The 17,498-nt window shown below is 74.5% G+C and carries 18 protein-coding genes; 13 read left to right on the forward strand and 5 right to left on the reverse strand.

Annotated elements, in window-relative coordinates:
* The first annotated feature begins 25 nt into the window (after nt 1-25).
* The 3 genes from ACGFZ2_RS01215 to ACGFZ2_RS01225 are packed head-to-tail and all read left to right on the forward strand — an operon-like array spanning nt 26 to nt 905.
* The gene (locus ACGFZ2_RS01215) at nt 26-388 is read left to right on the forward strand and encodes a DUF1622 domain-containing protein (RefSeq protein WP_393266088.1); all 363 of its coding nucleotides are present in this window, start codon (nt 26-28) and stop codon (nt 386-388) included.
* Entirely contained in the window at nt 385-672 is a 288-nt protein-coding gene (locus tag ACGFZ2_RS01220) for a hypothetical protein (protein ID WP_393266086.1), read from the forward strand. The genes ACGFZ2_RS01215 and ACGFZ2_RS01220 overlap by 4 nt, the downstream gene beginning before the upstream one ends.
* Before the next feature lie 35 nt (nt 673-707).
* A complete protein-coding gene (locus ACGFZ2_RS01225; RefSeq protein ID WP_393448858.1) occupies nt 708-905 on the forward strand; it encodes a hypothetical protein in 198 nt (65 codons plus the stop codon).
* Between the two features lie 136 nt (nt 906-1,041).
* On the opposite strand, the gene nhaA is transcribed toward ACGFZ2_RS01225, so the two are convergent.
* The gene (gene nhaA, locus ACGFZ2_RS01230; RefSeq protein ID WP_393448861.1) at nt 1,042-2,361 is read right to left on the reverse strand and encodes a Na+/H+ antiporter NhaA; all 1,320 of its coding nucleotides are present in this window, start codon (nt 2,359-2,361) and stop codon (nt 1,042-1,044) included.
* A 334-nt stretch (nt 2,362-2,695) separates the two neighbouring features.
* Here nhaA and ACGFZ2_RS01235 point away from each other — a divergent pair, with 334 nt between their 5' ends.
* The gene (locus ACGFZ2_RS01235) at nt 2,696-4,153 is read left to right on the forward strand and encodes a polysaccharide biosynthesis tyrosine autokinase (protein ID WP_393448864.1); all 1,458 of its coding nucleotides are present in this window, start codon (nt 2,696-2,698) and stop codon (nt 4,151-4,153) included.
* On the opposite strand, the gene ACGFZ2_RS01240 is transcribed toward ACGFZ2_RS01235, so the two are convergent.
* The gene (locus ACGFZ2_RS01240) at nt 4,134-4,709 is read right to left on the reverse strand and encodes a low molecular weight phosphatase family protein (protein WP_393448867.1); all 576 of its coding nucleotides are present in this window, start codon (nt 4,707-4,709) and stop codon (nt 4,134-4,136) included. The two genes, ACGFZ2_RS01235 and ACGFZ2_RS01240, sit on opposite strands and share 20 nt — an antisense overlap.
* 159 nt (nt 4,710-4,868) lie before the next feature.
* Between ACGFZ2_RS01240 and ACGFZ2_RS01245 the strand changes: the two genes are divergently transcribed.
* From ACGFZ2_RS01245 to ACGFZ2_RS01265, 5 genes are all read left to right on the forward strand, one after another.
* Complete coding sequence (locus ACGFZ2_RS01245; RefSeq protein WP_393266074.1) at nt 4,869-6,092, forward strand: glycosyltransferase family 4 protein; 1,224 nt, start codon at nt 4,869-4,871, stop codon at nt 6,090-6,092.
* A gap of 208 nt (nt 6,093-6,300) precedes the next feature.
* The gene (locus ACGFZ2_RS01250) at nt 6,301-7,992 is read left to right on the forward strand and encodes a DUF4012 domain-containing protein (protein ID WP_393448870.1); all 1,692 of its coding nucleotides are present in this window, start codon (nt 6,301-6,303) and stop codon (nt 7,990-7,992) included.
* Between the two features lie 13 nt (nt 7,993-8,005).
* The gene (locus ACGFZ2_RS01255; protein WP_393266068.1) at nt 8,006-8,641 is read left to right on the forward strand and encodes a hypothetical protein; all 636 of its coding nucleotides are present in this window, start codon (nt 8,006-8,008) and stop codon (nt 8,639-8,641) included.
* A 671-nt stretch (nt 8,642-9,312) separates the two neighbouring features.
* Entirely contained in the window at nt 9,313-10,284 is a 972-nt protein-coding gene (locus ACGFZ2_RS01260) for a pirin family protein (protein WP_350712187.1), read from the forward strand.
* Between the two features lie 42 nt (nt 10,285-10,326).
* Entirely contained in the window at nt 10,327-10,986 is a 660-nt protein-coding gene (locus ACGFZ2_RS01265; protein WP_357463869.1) for a hypothetical protein, read from the forward strand.
* 220 nt (nt 10,987-11,206) lie between these two features.
* Here the strand turns inward: ACGFZ2_RS01265 and ACGFZ2_RS01270 are convergent, their stop codons facing one another.
* Together ACGFZ2_RS01270 and ACGFZ2_RS01275 are read right to left on the reverse strand one after the other, a co-directional pair.
* Complete coding sequence (locus ACGFZ2_RS01270; RefSeq protein WP_393270982.1) at nt 11,207-11,866, reverse strand: DUF1345 domain-containing protein; 660 nt, start codon at nt 11,864-11,866, stop codon at nt 11,207-11,209.
* A gap of 53 nt (nt 11,867-11,919) precedes the next feature.
* The gene (locus ACGFZ2_RS01275) at nt 11,920-12,189 is read right to left on the reverse strand and encodes a DUF2795 domain-containing protein (RefSeq protein ID WP_357463863.1); all 270 of its coding nucleotides are present in this window, start codon (nt 12,187-12,189) and stop codon (nt 11,920-11,922) included.
* A 154-nt stretch (nt 12,190-12,343) separates the two neighbouring features.
* Here ACGFZ2_RS01275 and ACGFZ2_RS01280 point away from each other — a divergent pair, with 154 nt between their 5' ends.
* Nucleotides 12,344-12,754 carry a DUF2267 domain-containing protein gene (locus ACGFZ2_RS01280; protein WP_357704191.1) on the forward strand — a complete coding sequence of 137 codons (411 nt, stop codon included), beginning with the start codon at nt 12,344-12,346 and terminating at the stop codon, nt 12,752-12,754.
* Nucleotides 12,755-12,860: 106 nt separating this feature from the next.
* On the opposite strand, the gene ACGFZ2_RS01285 is transcribed toward ACGFZ2_RS01280, so the two are convergent.
* Nucleotides 12,861-14,027, reverse strand: coding sequence for a CaiB/BaiF CoA transferase family protein (locus ACGFZ2_RS01285; RefSeq protein WP_393448874.1), 1,167 nt, complete (start codon nt 14,025-14,027; stop codon nt 12,861-12,863).
* A gap of 73 nt (nt 14,028-14,100) precedes the next feature.
* Between ACGFZ2_RS01285 and ACGFZ2_RS01290 the strand changes: the two genes are divergently transcribed.
* The 3 genes from ACGFZ2_RS01290 (at nt 14,101) to ACGFZ2_RS01300 (ending at nt 17,471) form a co-directional block, all read left to right on the forward strand.
* Complete coding sequence (locus ACGFZ2_RS01290) at nt 14,101-15,279, forward strand: glycosyltransferase family 4 protein (RefSeq protein ID WP_393448877.1); 1,179 nt, start codon at nt 14,101-14,103, stop codon at nt 15,277-15,279.
* Entirely contained in the window at nt 15,272-16,261 is a 990-nt protein-coding gene (locus tag ACGFZ2_RS01295; RefSeq protein ID WP_393448880.1) for a glycosyltransferase family 9 protein, read from the forward strand. The genes ACGFZ2_RS01290 and ACGFZ2_RS01295 overlap by 8 nt, the downstream gene beginning before the upstream one ends.
* A 190-nt stretch (nt 16,262-16,451) precedes the next feature.
* The gene (locus ACGFZ2_RS01300) at nt 16,452-17,471 is read left to right on the forward strand and encodes a TerC/Alx family metal homeostasis membrane protein (protein WP_393448883.1); all 1,020 of its coding nucleotides are present in this window, start codon (nt 16,452-16,454) and stop codon (nt 17,469-17,471) included.
* Nucleotides 17,472-17,498: the final 27 nt, after the last annotated feature.

The raw sequence follows: 17,498 nt of genomic DNA on the forward strand, positions 1-17,498 counted from the left end.
CCGGCGGGCCGGGTAAGGCCAGCGGGTGGGCGTCGAGGAGGTGCTGCGCCACGGCTACCAGTTGCTGGTCACCGCGGTGGAGGTCGCCGGCGCGGTGGTCATCTTCGTCGGCGCGGCCTGGGCGGCGCTGCGGTTCGTGGTCGAAGGGCTGCGGCACCGCAGCGCCGCCGTGTTCACCCCGATCCGCCTCTCCCTGGGGCGGTTCCTCACCCTCGGGCTGGAGTTCCAGCTCGCGGCGGACATCCTGCGTACGGCGGTCTCGCCGACCTTCACCCAGATCGGGCAGCTGGCGGCCATCGCCACCATCCGGACCGCGCTGAACTACTTCCTCGGTCGGGAGATCCGCCAGGAGCAGCGGCAGGTGGGGGAGACGGAGCACGCCAGGTGACCCGTGTCCTGGCCACCGCCACCACCGCGCTGGCCACGCTCGCCGGCCTGGCGGCGCTGGTCGGCACGCGTTCCTGGCGCTGCGCGCTGCGGGTACTGCTGGACCTGCTCACGGCCGCCGGCCTGCTGCGGCTGGCCGTCGACCAGGGCTGGGCGGAGCTGGCGGCCGCGGCGGCGATCGTCCTGCTGCGCCGGCTGCTGTGGGCCGCGCTCACCGGCGCGGCGCCGCCACGACTATCGGCGGCCTCCAGCGGGCAAGAGGATCACCACCTACCGTTGCGGTAGGAGGCGAAACCGGAGAAAGCGGGAGGACTGCCGACATGAGCAAGCATGACGAGCCGAACGAGTACGGCTTCGCCGGAGACGCCACCGCCCCGCAGCCGCCGGCCGGCGGGCGGGCCGACGAGCAGGACCGGGCGGAGGAGGTGGGGGTGCCGGCCGACGACCTGATGGAGCCGGTCAGTGACGCCCTCGCCGACGAGCAGGAGGAGCGCCGGGCGGCCGAGCGGCGCCGCTGACCCGTCCGGGCTCCGGCGGGCCGGTTGTCGTTCCGCCGGAGTTCCGCGCGGCTTCCGGCCGCAGCCGTCCCGGATCAGCCGTCGGCCGTCCCGGATCAGCCGTCGGCCGTCCCGGATCAGCCCTCGGCCGTCCGGGTCAGCCGTCCCCGCGCTGGTAGACGTCCGGCACGCCGTCGCGGTCGGTGTCCACGGCCTCCGCCTCGGCGATCCGCCGGTAGGCGGCGTTGCGCCGGACCAGCACGACCGCGGCGAGCAGCGCCGCGATCACCGAGCCGGTGAGCACAGCCGCCTTGACGTTGTCGTCGGCCGCGCTGCCGGCGCCGAACGCGAGTTCGCCGATCAGCAGGGAGACGGTGAACCCGACCCCGGCGAGCAGCGCCACCCCGAGCAGGTCGGCCCAGGTGATGTCCTCGTCGAGCCGGGCCCGGGTGAAGCGGGCGAGCAGGAACGTCGAGCCGAAGATCCCGACGGCCTTGCCGACCACCAGGCCGGCGACGACGCCGATCACGATCGGGTCCGTGACGATCGCGCCCAGGTCGGCGCCCCGCAGCGACACCCCGGCCGCGAAGAACGCGAAGACCGGCACGGCGAAGCCGGCGGAGACCGGGCGCCAGCGGTGCTCCAGGTGCTCGGCGAGCCCGTGCGTGTCGCCGTCCCTGCCCAGGACCGGCACCGTGAAGCCCAGCAGGACGCCCGCCACGGTGGCGTGCACCCCGGAGGCGTGCACGAGCGTCCACGCGGCCACCGCGAGCGGGATCAGGGCCCACCACCAGGTCCTGCGGCGCTGCACGAGCAGGCCGAAGAGTGCGATCGGGGCGAGCGCGGCGAGCAGCGGCAGCGGGCTGAAGTCGTCGGTGTAGAAGATCGCGATGACGGTGATCGCGAGCAGGTCGTCGACCACCGCGAGGGTGAGCAGGAAGGCCCGCAGGCCCTGCGGCAGGTGGGAGCCGATGATGGCCAGCACGGCCAGGGCGAAGGCGATGTCCGTCGCGGTGGGAATGGCCCAGCCCCGCAGGCCGTCGCCGCCGGCGGCCAGGTTGACCGCGACGTAGATCAGCGCCGGTAGCGCCATTCCGCCGACCGCCGCGACCACCGGCAGGGCCGCCCGCCGCGGGTCCCGCAACTCGCCGACGACGAATTCCCGCTTCAGTTCCAGCCCGACCACGAAGAAGAAGACCGCGAGCAGGCCGTCGGCCGCCCAGGCGGAGAGGCTCAGGTCGAGGTGCAGCGCAGCCCCGCCGGCCCACGGCACCCAGCCGCCGAGGGTCTGGTAGGCGGACTCCCAGGGCGAGTTCGCCCAGACCAGCGCGATCACCGCGCCGAGCAGGAGGAGACCGCCGCCGACCGTCTCGGTCCGCAGTACGTCGGCCAGGAAGCGGGCCTCCGGCCAGGACGTACGCGAGAAGAGCCGGCGGGTCGGGCGGGAAGGGCCGGTGTGCGGGGCGCGGTCGCTCATGCGTGAGGTTCACCTTGGTGTCGGGGCAGCAGGGGGTAGCTGCCGACCAGGCTTCCCGGCACACCGTCACCGACCCTATCCATCGCAGCCGCCACCGGCGAGTCGGGACGGTTCGTCGTCGGAGACGTCACGCCCGTTCGTTTCTCCCCGCGTCCCGGGACGCCGCACGCCCGTTTGTCGGTTGGCGGGTCGGTCGTAGATGTCAAGGGGTGAAAATGCATAACTCAGGACATAGGTCGTATGAGTCGCTTTAATGGTTTCACGAGATTATGTCGACCTTGGGGGTTTTCGTGAAGTTCTTTGGCGTTACCGGCCTGGTACGGAGGCGCGCCTGATGGACCTGTACCGCCAACTCCGCCTCGTGCGTCGGCACTGGTGGATCGTGCTCCTCACCGTCATGGTCGCGCTCGGCGTCACCGCCCTCGTCACCGTCCGGGCCCAGCCCCGGTACGTCGCCTCGGTGACCTTCTTCGTCACCACGCCGAGCCAGGGCGTCACGGACGCCTACCAGGGCGGCCTCTTCCTCCAGCAGCGCGTCAAGTCGTACGCGGAGCTGCTGACCAGCGACCGGCTGGCGCAGAGCGTGGTGGCCGAGAACGCGATCGGGCTCACCGCCGAGGAGGTCCAGGGTCTGGTCAGCACGTCCACCGAGACGGGCACCGTCCTGCTGCGCGCGTCGGTGACCGACACGGACCAGAACCGGGCGCTGAAGGTCACTGAGGCGCTCTCCGCGAAGTTCGTGGAGCTGGTGCAGAAGGTGGAGACGACCCAGGACGGCAAGGCAGGCCCCATCAAGATCGAGGTGGTCAGCGGGCCGCGGGTCAGTTCGAGCCCCGTCTCGCCGCAGCCGGTCCGCAACGTCGTCATCGGGACGCTGCTGGGGCTGCTCGCCGGCGTGGGCCTGGCGATCCTGCGCGGGGTGGCCGACGTCCGGTTGCGCGACGCCGCCGCTTTGCAGCGCACCACCGGCAGCCCGCTGCTCGGTGAGATCCCGTTCGAGAGCACGGCGAAGTCGGAGCCGTTGATCGTGGGCGACGCGGCGAACTCCGCCCGCGCCGAGGCGGTCCGCAAGCTGCGCACCAACCTGCGCTTCGTGGACGTGCACGAGCCCGCCCGGGTCATCGCGGTCACCAGCGCCCTGCAGGGCGAGGGCAAGACCACGCTCTCCTGCAACCTGGCGATCGCCCTGGCCGAGGCCGGCTGGCGGGTGCTGCTGGTCGACGCCGACCTGCGCCGGCCGAAGGTCGCCGACTACCTGGGGCTCGACGCCGGCATCGGGCTCACCGACGTGCTCGTCGGCGACGTCCAGGTCGGCGACGTGGTGCAGCGCTGGGGCGACAAGTCCCTGCTGGTGCTGCCGAGCGGCTCGGCGCCGCCCAACCCCAGCGAGCTGCTCGGCTCGAAGGCGATGGCGGACCTGCTGCTCGCCCTGCGGGAGTCGGCCGACATCGTCATCATCGACACCGCCCCGCTGCTGGCGGTCACCGACGGCGTGGTGGTGGCCGTGCAGGCCGACGGCGCGCTCCTGGTCTCCCAGCAGGGACGCACCTCGCGGACGCAGGTGGCCGCCGCCGCGCGTTCCCTGAACTCGGTCTCCGTCCGGCTGCTCGGCTGCGTGTTGAACATGGCCAAGGTGGCCAAGGCCGAGGCCTACCAGTACGAGGCCTACCGGGTGGTGGCGGCCGGCGGGCCCGCGGACGTGCCGGCCGACCGGGCCAAGACCGCCCGGCACGCGGAGCGGATCGACGGCGTCAGCGACCGCACGCAGGAACTCACCCGGCTGTCCCGATGAGCGCCGCGAGGGGTCGCAGGGACCGTTCGATCTCCTCGGCGCAGCGTCGGAAGTCGGCGGCGGTCCCGCCGATCGGGTCCACCAGGTCGTCCGCGTCGGGGGTGGCGGGTTGCAGCCGCCCCCGGGCGCGGGCGGCCGCCCGGACCGCGGCCCGCACGGGCCCGTCGGTCGGGTCCGCGATCGCGTCGTCCGCCGGATCCGCGTCGTCCGCGGCCTCGGCCAGCCGGGCGAACTGGCGCAGGGTGAACGTCCGGTGCAGCGCCGCCGGCGCGAGCGCGGTGCAGACCGAGCGCTGGCGTCGGGTGGCCGCCAGGACCAGCGTCGCCCCGACCAGGTGCTCCCCGCGCAGCCGCCGGGTGCGGAAGCCGGTGGGGTCACCGCCGGCCCACGTCGCCACCTCCGCCGCGTACGGGTGCATCGGCAGGCCGTCGACGGCGTCGGTGCCCGCGCTGGAGACCACGACCGGCTGCCCGGCCAGCAGGCGGCGGGCGAGGTACTCGGCCATCGGGGACCGGCACAGGTTGGCGTGGCAGACGAACAGCACGCGGTCGACCATCTGGACCCCTCTCGTCGGTGCTCGCGCGGGCAACGCCGCGCCGGCCGCCGGCCGTCGGTGCCGGCCGGACGCGGAGGGGATGCGGGCATCGTACGCGGGATCGACGCGTCCACCACGCCGTGCCGCGCCGAACCGCCCGACCCGGACGGAGGCGCGCCGATGAGGATCGGGATCCTGTCCTACCACTTCCCGCCCGAGCCGGCGTTCATCCCGGGCAGCCTCGCCGAGGAACTCGCGGTGCGGGGACACGAGGTGAAGGTGCTGACCGGCTTCCCCGACTATCCCGGGGGGCACGTCTACCCGGGGTGGCGACAGCGGTGGCGTCACGAGACCCGCAGCGAGCGGCTGACCGTCCGCCGGGTCCCGCGCTACAGCGCCGGCGACGGGTCGCTGCGCACGCGGATGGCCGGCTACCTCTCCTTCGCCGGCAGCGCCACGCTGACCGGTCGGCCGTTCCTCGCCGACGTCGACGCGCTCTACGTCCACCTGCCGCCGGCGACCGCCTTCGCCGCCGCGGGCCTGCTGCGGCTGCTGGGCCGGGTGCCGACCGTCGTTCACGTGCAGGACGTCTGGGCGGCGGACGAGCCGACCGGCGCCGGGAACGGGCGGTGGGCCGCGCGGATCGGCGCGGCGATGACCCGGGCCTACCGTGCCGCCGACCGGATCGCGGTCTCCGCGCCGTCGCTGCGGGACAAGGTCGTGGCCGCCGGCGCCGACCCGGCCCGGGTGCAGGTGGTGCTCAACTGGACCGACGAGCGGATCTTCCAGCCCGCGCGGCCCAGCGGGGCGGCGCGCCGGCTGGTGCGCCGCGACGACCGCTGCGTGGTGATGCACGCCGGGACCATCGGCGCCCGGCAGGGCCTGGAGACGGCGGTACGGGCGGCGGCGGCGCTGGACCGCACCATGGACCTCGTCCTGGTGGGCTCGGGCGCGGACGAGCGGCGGGTGCGGGGGCTCGCCGCCGAACTGCGCGCCGACAACGTGCGCTTCGTCGAACGCCGGTCTCCGCTGGACATGCCGGAGCTGTACGCCGCCGCCGACTATCAGCTCGTCATGCTGCGCGACCTCCCGGAGCTGCGCAGCACCCTGCCGGCGAAGCTCCAGGCGGCGTTCTCCTGCGCCGCGCCGGTGGTGGCCTCGGCCGGCGGCGACACCGCCGAACTGGTGGAGCGGGCCCGGGCCGGGCTGTCCTGCCCGCCGGAGGACTGGGCGAGCCTGGCCGACCGGTTCTGGCTGGCCGCCACCATCCCGCCGCCCGCCCGGGTGGACATGGGCCGGCGCGGCCGGGAGGCGTACCTGCGGGAGATGTCCATGCCGGCGGGCGTGGACCGGATCGAACGCCTGCTGTACGAGGCGGCTGCCGGCCGCGCCACCGGCCGCTGAACCGCGAGCAACCCTCGCGTACCGGCCAATACCGTCATCTACCGGCGAAAACGATCGTTACCTGCTAGGAACAGGCGGAGGAATAGGGTCTTCTGTCCGTTTCCGCGAAGGGACGTGTGGTGTGACGGAGAGCCAGAGAACGCGCCGGCGGCGGGGCCGGCCCCGGCGGCGTCGGCAACTTCGCCGGGCACTTCTCGCCTGCCTCGTGGTGGGTTCGCTGCTCCTGGTGACGGGCGGCTGGGTGGGCTTCCGGGGCTGGCAGGCCCGCGCCCACCTGCTCAACGCCGCCGGGCTGGCCCGGGAGCTCAGCGCCCAGGTGGTCGGCGGTGACACGGCCCGCGCGCAGCGCACCCTGGCCGCGCTCCAGGAGCAGGCGGGCAAGGCCAGGTCGGCGACCGGCGACCCCGGCTGGTGGCTCGGCCGGCACACCCCGTACGCCGGGGACAACCTGGCCGCCGTGCGGCAGATCTCGGTCGCCGTCGACGACCTGGCCCGGCAGGCGTTCCCGCTGCTGCTCCGCACCGACCTGGCCAGCCTGGTGCCGGCGGGTGGGCGGCTCGACGTGGCCCGGCTGCGGACGGTCTCGGCGGAACTGGCGACCGTCAACGCGGCCGTGCAGGGCACCCGGAGCAGCCTGGCCAGGGTGCCCACCGACGGCCTGGTGAGCCAGGTCCGGCAGGCGCTCGCCGACCTGCGCGGGGAGATCGACCGCCTGGCGGGCCTCACCGCCGCGGCGGACCAGGCCACCCGGCTGCTTCCGCCCCTGCTGGGCGCCGCCGGCCCGCGCACCTATCTCGTGGTGTCCCAGAACCCGGCCGAACTGCGCGCCACCGGCGGCATGATCGGCGCGTACGCCGTGATCCATGCCGACGACGGCCGGGTCCGGATGGGGCGGCAGGGCAGCAGCAGCACGCTGGGCCGGTTCCAGCCGCCGTTGAAGGTGCCCGCGGAGGTGCGTCACCTCTGGGCCGACCTGCCGGGGATCTATCCGGCGGACGTCAACCTCACCCCGCACTTCCCGACCGCCGCCGCGCTCTACCGGGAGATGTTCCGCCGGCGTACGGGGACCACGGTGGACGGCGTGCTCGCCGTCGACCCGGTGGTGCTGTCGTACCTGCTGAAGGCCACCGGCCCGGTGATGGTGCCCGGCGGGGTCCCGCTGGCTGCGGAGAAGGTCGTCCAGACGGTGCTCGGCGACAGCTACCAGCGGATGGACAACGAGGAGCAGGACGCCTTCTTCGCGGCCTCCGCCGCCGCCGTGTTCGACGCGCTGGTCACGAAGAAATACGACCCGAAGGGGTTATTGTCCGCATTTGACCGTGCTGTCACCGAACGCCGGATATTGTTCTGGAGTGCCCGACCCGAAGAGCAACGGACGATCGGCGACAGCCGAATGGCCGGGGTGCTTCCGGAGAAGGACGCCGTGCCGACGGTCGGCGTGTTCCTCAACGACGGCAGCGGCGCGAAGCTCGGCTACTACCTCCGGCAGACGGCGACCCTCACCGTCGGCGACTGCCGGACCGACGGCCGCCGGGAACTCCGGCTCCGGGTCACCCTGCGTTCGTCGGCGCCCAAGTCGGGTCTCAGCAAGTCGGTCCTCGGCCTCGGCCTGGCCGGCGACCCGTACACCGCCCGCACGTTGGTGTCGGTGTACAGCCCCGCCGGCGGGACCGTGCTCACCACCCACCTCGACGGCGTCGAGACGGCGGTGGGCAGCGGCACCGAACGGCGCCGCCAGGTGACCACGGCGAACGTCGAGGTCGGCCCGGGAGGCTCCCGCACCTTGGAGGTCACCGTGCTCACCGCGAAGACCGGCGTCGGTACGGCCGAACTGTGGCTGACCCCCACCGCCACCCCATGGACCACCCAAGTTGTTTCCGCACCAAGCTGTGACCAGTAGGAGGGAACCAATCATGCGGCTATCCCGCATCATCATGGCGCTCGCGGTCGGTCTGGCCGTGGTGGCCGCGCCGTCCGCCGCGGGGGCGGCGCAGCCGCAGCCGGCGCCGAGCGAAACCCAACCACCGCCCTACGCGCCCGGCCCCGCAACCCTTGCGGTGAGCCCGACGACCGTCGTGGTCGGTCAGACCGCCACGCTGATCGGCACCGGCTGGACGCCGGGCGAGACGGTCGTGATCACCGCCAGCACGGCGCCGCTCGCCGCCCCCGTACTGGGCACCGAGCAGGCGCGGCGCAGCAACGGCGAGCTGGTCGCGATGGCGCCCGTCTCGTTCCAGCAGGCCCCGCAGCCGAACCCGAGGAGCTGGGAGGTCACGGCCGACGACGAGGGCGAGTTCCGCACGACCTACACGCCGCGCCACCACGGCACCTACACCTTCCGCGCCCGCGGTGAGTCGTCGGAGAAGGTGGCGACCGCGACGCTGACCGTGCTGAAGAAGCACTCCCCGGCGCCGCTGCCCGTCACGGGTGACAGCCTGAGCACCCCGATGAAGTTCGGCGGCGGCCTCGTCGGCGCCGGCGCGGTGCTTCTGCTGCTGTCGCTGGTCTGGCGCAAGCGCCACCGCTTCGGCATGGGGGCCGCGCGCTGACGGTGAGCGCCTTCCGGGCAGTGCCCGGGCACCGCGAAACGGCTGACGCCCGTCGGGAGGTTTCCCGGCGGGCGTCGGCTTGTTCTCTGGTTCTTTGGTTGCTGTTGGTCGTGGTGGGGCGTTGGGTTGCGTGGCGGTGCGGGCCACACCCCGTCGGTGGTCGCGCGCCGTCCGTGCCCGAATGTCGGTTGTGCGGTACGGCTGCCGTTCGGCGTCCGCGAAGCGTCGGCGAGGCGTCGGTGAGGGGTCGCGCAGTGGGGTTGGCCTCGTGTTGGCCGTGGGGTTGGCGTGGTGTCGGCTGCGGGGTGGCGACCGGGTCGACCCGCTGTCGGCAGGTCCGGGTGGGTCGGGTGACGTGGGTCCTGTCGAGCTGCCCCAGCTGTGAGACCACCCCCGTGACACCAGGTTCGGTCGCCTGCGGTGGCACGTTGTGCCCCATCTGTGAGGGCAGCTCGACAGGGACCAGGCAGCGGAACCCGTGGGGTCCGGTTGTGTCCCGTCTGTGAGGGCAGCTCGACAGGGACCAGGCAGCGGAACCCGTGGGGTCCGGTTGTGTCCCGTCTGTGAGGGCAGCTCGACAGGGGTCGGGCGGCGGCGACGGACGGCCGCGTCGGGGCCAAGGTGTCGTGGTCGTCCGGAGCCGGCACGATGCCGGGCGTACAGTCGGGCTGGTGGAGCGTACCGAGAGAATGCCCGCGCAGACCCGCCCGCCCGGCGTGGCCACGGCCGATCCCGGCAGCGTCCTGCTGCCGGGCCACGACGTGCCGCTGGGCCGCTACACGACGGTGCGGCGGCTGCTGCCGCAGCGCCAGCGGCGGATGGTCGGGGCCTGGTGCTTCGTGGACCACTTCGGCCCGGACGACGTGGCCGAGCGGCCCGGCATGGAGGTGCCTCCGCACCCACACACCGGCCTCCAGACGGTGACGTGGCTGCTGGACGGGGAGATCCTGCACCGGGACAGCCTCGGCAACGTGCAGCCTATCCGCCCCGGCCAGCTCAACGTGATGACCTCCGGGCACGGCATCGCGCACTCCGAACGGTCGCCTGATCGGCATCCGCCGCTGATGCACGGCGTGCAGCTCTGGGTGGCGCTGCCGGACCCGGCCCGCGCCGGCGCGGCCGATTTCGCCCACCACGCCGACCTGCCCCGCTGGCGCGACGGCGAGCTGGACGTCACGCTGCTGGTCGGCGAGCTGGAGGGCGAGCGGTCGCCGGCCGTGACGCACACCCCGCTGCTCGGCGCGCAGCTCGAGGTGCGCGGGGCCGCGCCGGCCACGCTGCCGCTGCGCCGCGACTTCGAGTACGCGCTGCTGGCCATGTCCGGCGCCGCCGAGGTCGACGGTGTGTCGCTCGCCCCCGGAGCGCTGCTCTACCTCGGCACCGGCCGGGACGGGCTCACCCTGACCGGCGAGGTGGGCAGCCGCCTCCTGCTGCTCGGCGGGGCACCCTTCGAGGAGCCGCTGGTGATGTGGTGGAACTTCGTCGGCCGCTCGCACGAGGAGGTCGCCGCCGCCCGGGAGGACTGGATGGCCGGGCGGCGCTTCGGCGTCGTCGCCGACGACCCGGCCCCGCCGTTGCCCGCCCCGGCACTGCCCACCACCCGGCTCAAGGCGCGCGACCGCAGTGGCGGCGTCCTCGGCTGACTCGGGCAGGCGTGGCCGGGCCCGACATGGGTAGTCGCCGGCATGCCGACCATCTCCCGCATTGAGGACAAGAAGCGACTGGTGCGCCGGCTCGCCGGCAGCGGGCGGGGCTTCGCGGAGCAGTACGGCTTCCGGGTCACGAACAACCCGTCGAGCCTGTTCCAGGTGCTCTGCCTCGCCGTGCTGTTGGCCCGGCGCGGCGACTTCCGGCGCGCCCTGGACACCGCGCACGCGCTGCCCGAGGCGGGCTGGGACAGCGCCGCCCGGCTGGCCCGCTCGCTGCATGCCGACCGGGTGCGCGTGCTGCGCGACAGCGGCCAGCGCGGCGACGTCGACGCGCTCGCCGACACCCTGGGCGACCTGGCCCGGGCCGTCGTCGAGCGCTACCGGGGCGACCTGCGCCGGCTGCGCGCGGTGGCGCACCACGACCCGGCCCGGGAGCGCGAGCTGCTCACCGAGCTGCCTGGCGTGGACGCCGCCGTGGCCGACCTGTTCCTGCGCGAGGCGCAGGCGCTGTGGCGGGAGGTGGCGCCGGTGGCCGACCGCAGGGCGCTGGTCGCGGCGCGCCGGCTGGGGCTGGGACGCTCGGCCGACGACCTCGCCGGGTTGGCCGGCAGCGGCGAGTCCGAGCGGCTCGCCTGGCTGGTCGGGGCGCTGGCCCGGGTCGACCTGGAGCAGCGGTACGCGGAGCTGACCCCCTGACGCGCGGGGTGCGGTGGCCCACAGTTCGCCGGTATTCCTCCAAACGGGGGATGGCGCATCGTATGATGATCTCGGCAGTGATGCCCGCCCGGTTCGGGCGTACATCAACCGCCTGGTGGTCGCGGCCCGGTTCGGGCCTCGTCGACCGTCGGTCAGGTTCTGCGTGGCGCCCCGGTCGCGGTTCGCGGCGGGGGCGCCCGCCTGTCCGGCCGCTACCCGCTCACCTGGCCAGGCCGGCCAGCAGGTTCACCGTCACCGCGATGACGAACGCCCCGAACAGGTACGACAGCATCGAGTGCCGCAGCACCGTCCGGCGCATCTCGTTGCTGGTGAGCGCGGTGTCGGAGACCTGGAAGGTCGCCCCCACGGTGAACGCCAGGTAGGCGAAGTCGGAGTAGCGCGGCGGCTCCGGCTGGTTGAAGTCCACCCCGCCGTCCGGCCCGGTGTAGTAGATCCGCGCGTACCGGGCGGCGAACACGGTGTGCACCACCAGCCAGGACAGCAGCACGCTGAGCACGCTCAGCCCGCTGTAGACGTTCCAGAGGGTCGTGGCGGGCCCCTGGTGGGCGCGGGTCACCACGACGCCGACCGCCAGCAGGCTGGTCAGGCAGGCGACGAGCAGCAGGGAGTCGCGGGCCGCCCGGTTCGGGTCCTCGTACACCGCCAGCCGGGCCGTCCGGTCCGCGTCCATCGGCCACACCTTGTGCCAGACCAGCAGCAGCCAGCTCAGCGCGGCGGCGTCCCAGCCGACCAGGGGGGCGAGCTCCAGCGAGGCCGTCAGCGCGGTGAGGCCGCCGGCCAGCAGCCCGACCACGCCCATCACGGTGAGCTGGAGGGCGGCCGGGGTGTGCCCGTACGGCCGCGCACCGTCATCCGTCATCGGTCCCGCCCTGCGCAGGCACCGCCGCCGGTCAGCCGAGGCGCGGGCAAGGCTCAGATGCCGCGCAGGTGCTGCGAGACCCGCTGGTGCCGCTCCCGGGCCTGCGCCGCCCGCTGGGACGGGCCGACCTCGGGCGCGGCGTCGATGTGTGCGGAGCGGGCCACCTCGTTGCCGTTGGCGTAGTCGACCGGTGGCAGGGCCCGCAGGGCCTGCAACACGTCCGGCGGGGCGCCCTCGCGTTCGGCCTCGCGTACCACGTCGTCCTTCCCGGCCGGGTAGTCCAGGCTCGACAGGTACTGCAGCACGTCGGCGTAACTCGCCATGGTGTCGGCTCCTCCGGGCATCGATCCGGTCACGACCGGCGGCGGTTACCCGCCCGGCGGCCCGTCACGCGCCGTCCGGCGGGGAAATCCGCCGCCGTTTTGTGGACGGGGCACCGGGTACGCGCAGCCGACGCAGGCGCGGAAGGAGCCACGGATGAACTACGACACCTTCGTCGACCAGGTCGCCCGGCGCACCCACATGTCCTCCGAGCAGGCGGTGGCGCTGACCCGGGCGACGCTGGAGACCCTCGCCGAGCGGCTGACCGGCGGGGAGGTGCTGGACCTGGCGGCGCAGCTGCCCAAGCCGTTGCAGGTGGTGATGAAGCCGAGGCCGCGCACGGAGTCGGCGGACCGGTTCGGTGCGGCCGAGTTCGTCGCGCGGATCGCGGTGCGGGCCGGGATCGACGAGTCGGCGGCCAGGGACGCCGCCCGCGCGGTCTTCATCACGCTCCGCGAGGCGATCACCGGCGGCGAGTTCGACGACGTGGCCACCCAACTGCCGCGCGACTACCGGATGCTGGTGGAACCCGCGATGGCTCCCGGCGCCACCCTGCGCCGCTCCTGACCGGGCCGGCCGACCTGCCCGCCGACCGTCCGTCCCGCGACCCGGCACGGCGGTCGGACGTCGGGGTGCGACCCATCCCCGACCGACCCGGCGCGACCGGCGGCGGTCAGGCGACCGCGCCGGCGGCGCGCAGGGCGGCGACGCTGCCCGGGTCGAAGCCCGCTTCGGCCAGCAGTTCGTCGGTGTGCTCGCCGGGCTGCGGCGGCGGGCGGCGCAGCGCCGTCGGCGTGCCGGAGAAGCGGGGCGCCGGGGCCGGCTGGGTGACCCCGCCCTGCTCCACGAAGGTGCGCCGGGAGGCCAGGTGCGGGTGCTCGGGCGCCTCCCGCCAGTCCAGCACCGGCGCCACGCAGGCGTCCGACTGGCCCAGCAGCGCCGTCCACTCGTCCCGGGAACGGGTGCGGAACAGACGCGCCCACGCCCGGCGCAGCGCCGGCCAGTTCGCCGGGTCGGTGCGGTCCAGCGCCTCGTCCGGGTGCAGCGGGAACCCGCTGCGCCGGACCAGCTCGTCGTAGAACTGCGGCTCCAGCGCGCCGACGGCCAGATAGCGGCCGTCGGCGCACTCGTACGTGTCGTAGAACGGGGCGCCGCCGTCGAGCAGGTTCACCCCACGCGGGTCCTGCCACATGCCCAGCCGGCGCAGCGCGTGGATCTGGGTGCTGAGCACCGCCACGCCGTCCACGATGGCCGCGTCGACCACCTGGCCGCGCGCGCCGCCGCGCACCGCGTACAGGGCCGAGACCAGGCCCAGGGCGAGCATCATCCCGCCGCCGCCGAAGTCGCCGAGCAGGTTCATCGGCGGCACCGGGCGCTCCCCGGGCCGCCCGATCCCGTGCAGCGCCCCGGTCAGCGCCACGTAGCCGATGTCGTGCCCGGCGTACGGGGCGGCCGGGCCGTCCTGCCCCCAGCCGGTCATCCGCCCGTAGACCAGTCGCGGGTTCACCGCCAGGCAGTCCGCCGGGCCGACACCGAGCCGCTCGGTCACCCCCGGCCGGAAGCCCTCGATCAGCGCGTCGGCGCCGCCGGCCAGGGCCAGCACCACCTCCCGGCCGCCGGGGGACTTCAGGTCCACCCCGATCGAGCGGCGCCCCCGGTTGAGCAGGTCCGGGTGCGGGCTGCCGAACGCGCCCGGGTCCACGTCGGTGGCCCGGTCCACCCGGACCACGTCCGCGCCCAGATCGGCCAGCATCATCGCGGCGAACGGGCCGGGCCCGATGCCGGCCAGCTCGATCACCCGTACGCCGGCCAGCGGGCCGGCCGGCACGTCCTCGGTCATCGGCAAACGATAGGCGCTGCGCGTTTGCGCCGGAAGGGGTCGGGAACCCGCCGGGCGAGAGGCGGGAGGTGGCGTGGTCGACGACCGGATCAGGGTGGCCATGCTGCACGGTCCCGGCCGGCCCGACGCCGACGGCGTCAGCGACTACGTGGCACACCTGGTCGAGGCGCTGGACGACGTGGGCGTCGAGGTGACCCCGGTGCCGGTGCGTCCCGACGGGGACGGGGGCCGTTGGCGGGCCGCCACCGTCCGGGCCGCGCGCCGGGTCCGCGAGCTGGCCCCCGACGTGGTGCACGTGCAGTTCGCGCCGTCGGCCTACCGGTTCTCCGGTCAGCCCGGCCTGCTGCCGTGGCGGCTGCCCCGGCGGGTGCCGCTGGTCACCACCCTGCACGAGTACGGGTGGTGGGCCTGCCCCGGCTGGCTGCCGGGCCGGCTCTGGTCGGTGGCGGAGCGGGCCCGCTGCTGGGACCGGGAGTCGGGCCGGCTGGTGCCGGCCAGCGCGGCGGTCATCGTCACGAACCCCGGCCACGGGGACGTGGTCCGCGCGCGCACCGGTCGCGCCCCGACGCACATCCCGATCGCCCCGAACGTCGCCGACCACGTCGGCGCGGCCACCGCCGGGCGGTGCCTGCGGGCCGAGCTGGGTCTGCCCGAGGGCGCCCCGCTGCTGGCCTTCTTCGGCTTCGTGCACCCCGTGAAGGGGCTGCGGCACCTGGTCGAGGCGCTGCCCGACCTGCGGCGCGACCACCCCGAACTGCGGCTGCTGGTGGTCGGCGGGTTCACCTCGCAGGCGTTGCCGGAGCAGGAGGCGCGGGCGTTCCGCGCCGAGCTGACCGGGCTGGCCCGCCGGTGCGGGGTGGCCGAGGCGGTGACGTTCACCGGGCACCTGCCCGCCGAGCGGGTCTCCGCCGCGCTGCACGCCGCCGACGTGGCGGTGCTGCCGTTCACCGCCGGGGTGAGCACGAAGAGCGGCGCCCTGCTCGCCGCGCTGGCGCACGGCGTGCCGACGGCGGTGACGGTGCCCGACTCCGCCGACGACGAGCTGCGCCGGGGCGGGGCGGTGGCGGTGATCGGGCGGCGCCGGGACAGCGCCGCGATCGCGCGCACCGTGGGCAGGCTGCTGGCCGATCCGGTGTTGCGCCGCCGGCTCGCCGAGCGGGGGCGGGCCTTCGCCGCCGCGTACTCCTGGCCGAGGGTCGCCGCCGCGCACCGCGACCTCTACGCGCGGACGCTGGGGCGGGCCGGTGCCTGAGGCGTACGCGGACATCCTGGTGGTGGACCTGCTCGGCGGGATCGGCGACCTGCTGATGCTGCTGCCGGCGGTGCACGGCCTGGCCCGCCGCAACCCGGGCGCGCGGCTGCGGGTGCTCACCCACGACCCGGGGGCGGAGCTGGTGCGCGGCGACCCGGCGGTCACCGAGGTGCGCACCCCCCGCCACGGCCGGCCGGGCGCGGAACGGGAGGCGGTGGTCGAGGCGCTCGCGGCGGCGCGGCCGGACCTGGCGGTCAGCACCACCCGCTACGACGGCATCGCGGAGCTGCTGGAGGCCGGCACCGCGCGGGCGGTGACGAACCTGTGGCGTGGCCCGCCACCGCACCAGCCGGTGGGCGCGCGCTACCTGGAGATCCTGCACGCCGAGGGGCTGCTGGACGCCGCCGACCGGTCCGCCCGCCCGCGGGTGCACGTCGACGACGACGCGCGTCGCGCCGGGGAGCGGGCGGTGGCCCGGTTGGTGGGGGAGCCGCTCGCGCCGCCCGTGGTGCTGGTGACCGACGTCGGGATGGCGGTGAAGCGGTGGCCCGGGCGGCACTGGCGGGCCCTGGCCGGGAAGCTGGCCCGGCGCGGTCACCCGGTGCTCACGGTCGGCCCCGTCGACCCCGACGCGCCGCTCGGGGTGCCGTTGCCCCGGTCCGACCTGCCCACCCTCGCCGGCCAGTTCGCCGCGGTGGGCCGGCGCGGTGGGGTGGTGGCCGGGCCCGACACCGGGCCGGTGCGGCTTGCCGCCGCCGCCGGCGCCACGACGGTCGCGTTGTTCGGCCCCACCGACGCCCGGCGGTACGGGATGGGCGGCACGGATCTCCAGGGGTTGCCGGGGTGCCCGCACCGGCGCCCCACCGCCATCACGGAGCAGCCGTGCTGGTGGGAGGCGCGTTGCCCGCTCGACTCGGTGGGCCCGGCGTGCATGGCCGACCTCGACGTGGACGCCGTGCTCGCCGCCGTTGCCGCCCGCTGACCGGCGGGTGATCCCGTGTGCCCCGTTTGCCGCGCCCGCCGAGCCTGCCATAACCTTGTCGCCACGAGGGGAGTACTTCCCACGAACCATCCCGGTCAGTACGGCGTGCCCGGAGCGCGCCTCGGGTGGTTGCCCACAGAACGGTGGGTGAAGGAGACCTCGAACATGACACGGTGTTCGAGGAGGCTCCATGTCCGATTTGTCGTACCTTGCCGTTGCCGAGATCCACTCGATCGGCACCCCCACGCTGTGGGGCGTCACCATCGCCGCCGTGCTCGCCCTGCTGGCGCTGGACTTCCTGGTCACCCGCCGGCCGCACGAGGTGTCGATCCGGGAGGCGCTGGGCTGGTCGGCGTTCTACATCGCCCTGCCGCTCGCCTTCGGCGCGTGGGTCTGGTCCCGCTACGGCTCCGAGCAGGGCGTGGAGTACCTCACCGGTTACCTGGTGGAGAAGTCGCTCTCGGTCGACAACCTGTTCGTCTTCATGCTGCTGCTGGCCGCGTTCGCGGTGCCGGCGGTGCTCGCCCAGCGGGTACTGCTCTACGGCATCGTCGGGGCGCTGGTGCTGCGCGCGGTCTTCATCGCCCTCGGCGCGGCAGCCCTGCAGACCCTGGACTTCGCCTTCCTGCTCTTCGCGGTCATCCTGATCGTCACCGCCGTGAAGCTGCTGCGTGACGCCCTCTCCGGGCACGAGCAGGAAGTCGACATCAACAAGATGCGCTCGGTGCAGCTGCTGCGCAGGTTCATGCCGGTCACCGAGGAGTACCACGGCACGAAGATGACCGTGCGCCTCGCCGGACGGCGGACGCTCACCCCGTTCGCCCTCGTGGTGGTCGCCCTGCTCGTCACCGACGTGGTCTTCGCCGTCGACTCGGTGCCCGCCGTCTACGGCATCACCGAGGACCCGTACCTGGTCTTCGCCACCAACGCGTTCGCCCTGCTGGGGCTGCGCGCGCTCTACTTCGTGCTGCACGCCGCGCTCAGCCGGCTGGTCCACCTCAGCTACGGTCTGGCGATCATCCTGGCGTTCATCGGCGTCAAGCTGGGCCTGCACTGGGCGCACGGCATCTGGGCGGGCGTGCCGGAGATCCCCACCCTCGCCTCGCTGGGCGTCATCATCGGCGTCCTGGTGGTCGTCACGCTCACCAGCCTCCGGGCCACCCGCGGCACCGCGCCGGGCAGGAAGGAAGTGGTGGTCGAGCGGCGCTGAGCGTCACCCGCCGCGGTGCCGTTCCGG

The organism is Micromonospora sp. NPDC048063 (assembly GCF_043202855.1).
Classification (GTDB): Bacteria; Actinomycetota; Actinomycetes; order Mycobacteriales; family Micromonosporaceae; genus Micromonospora.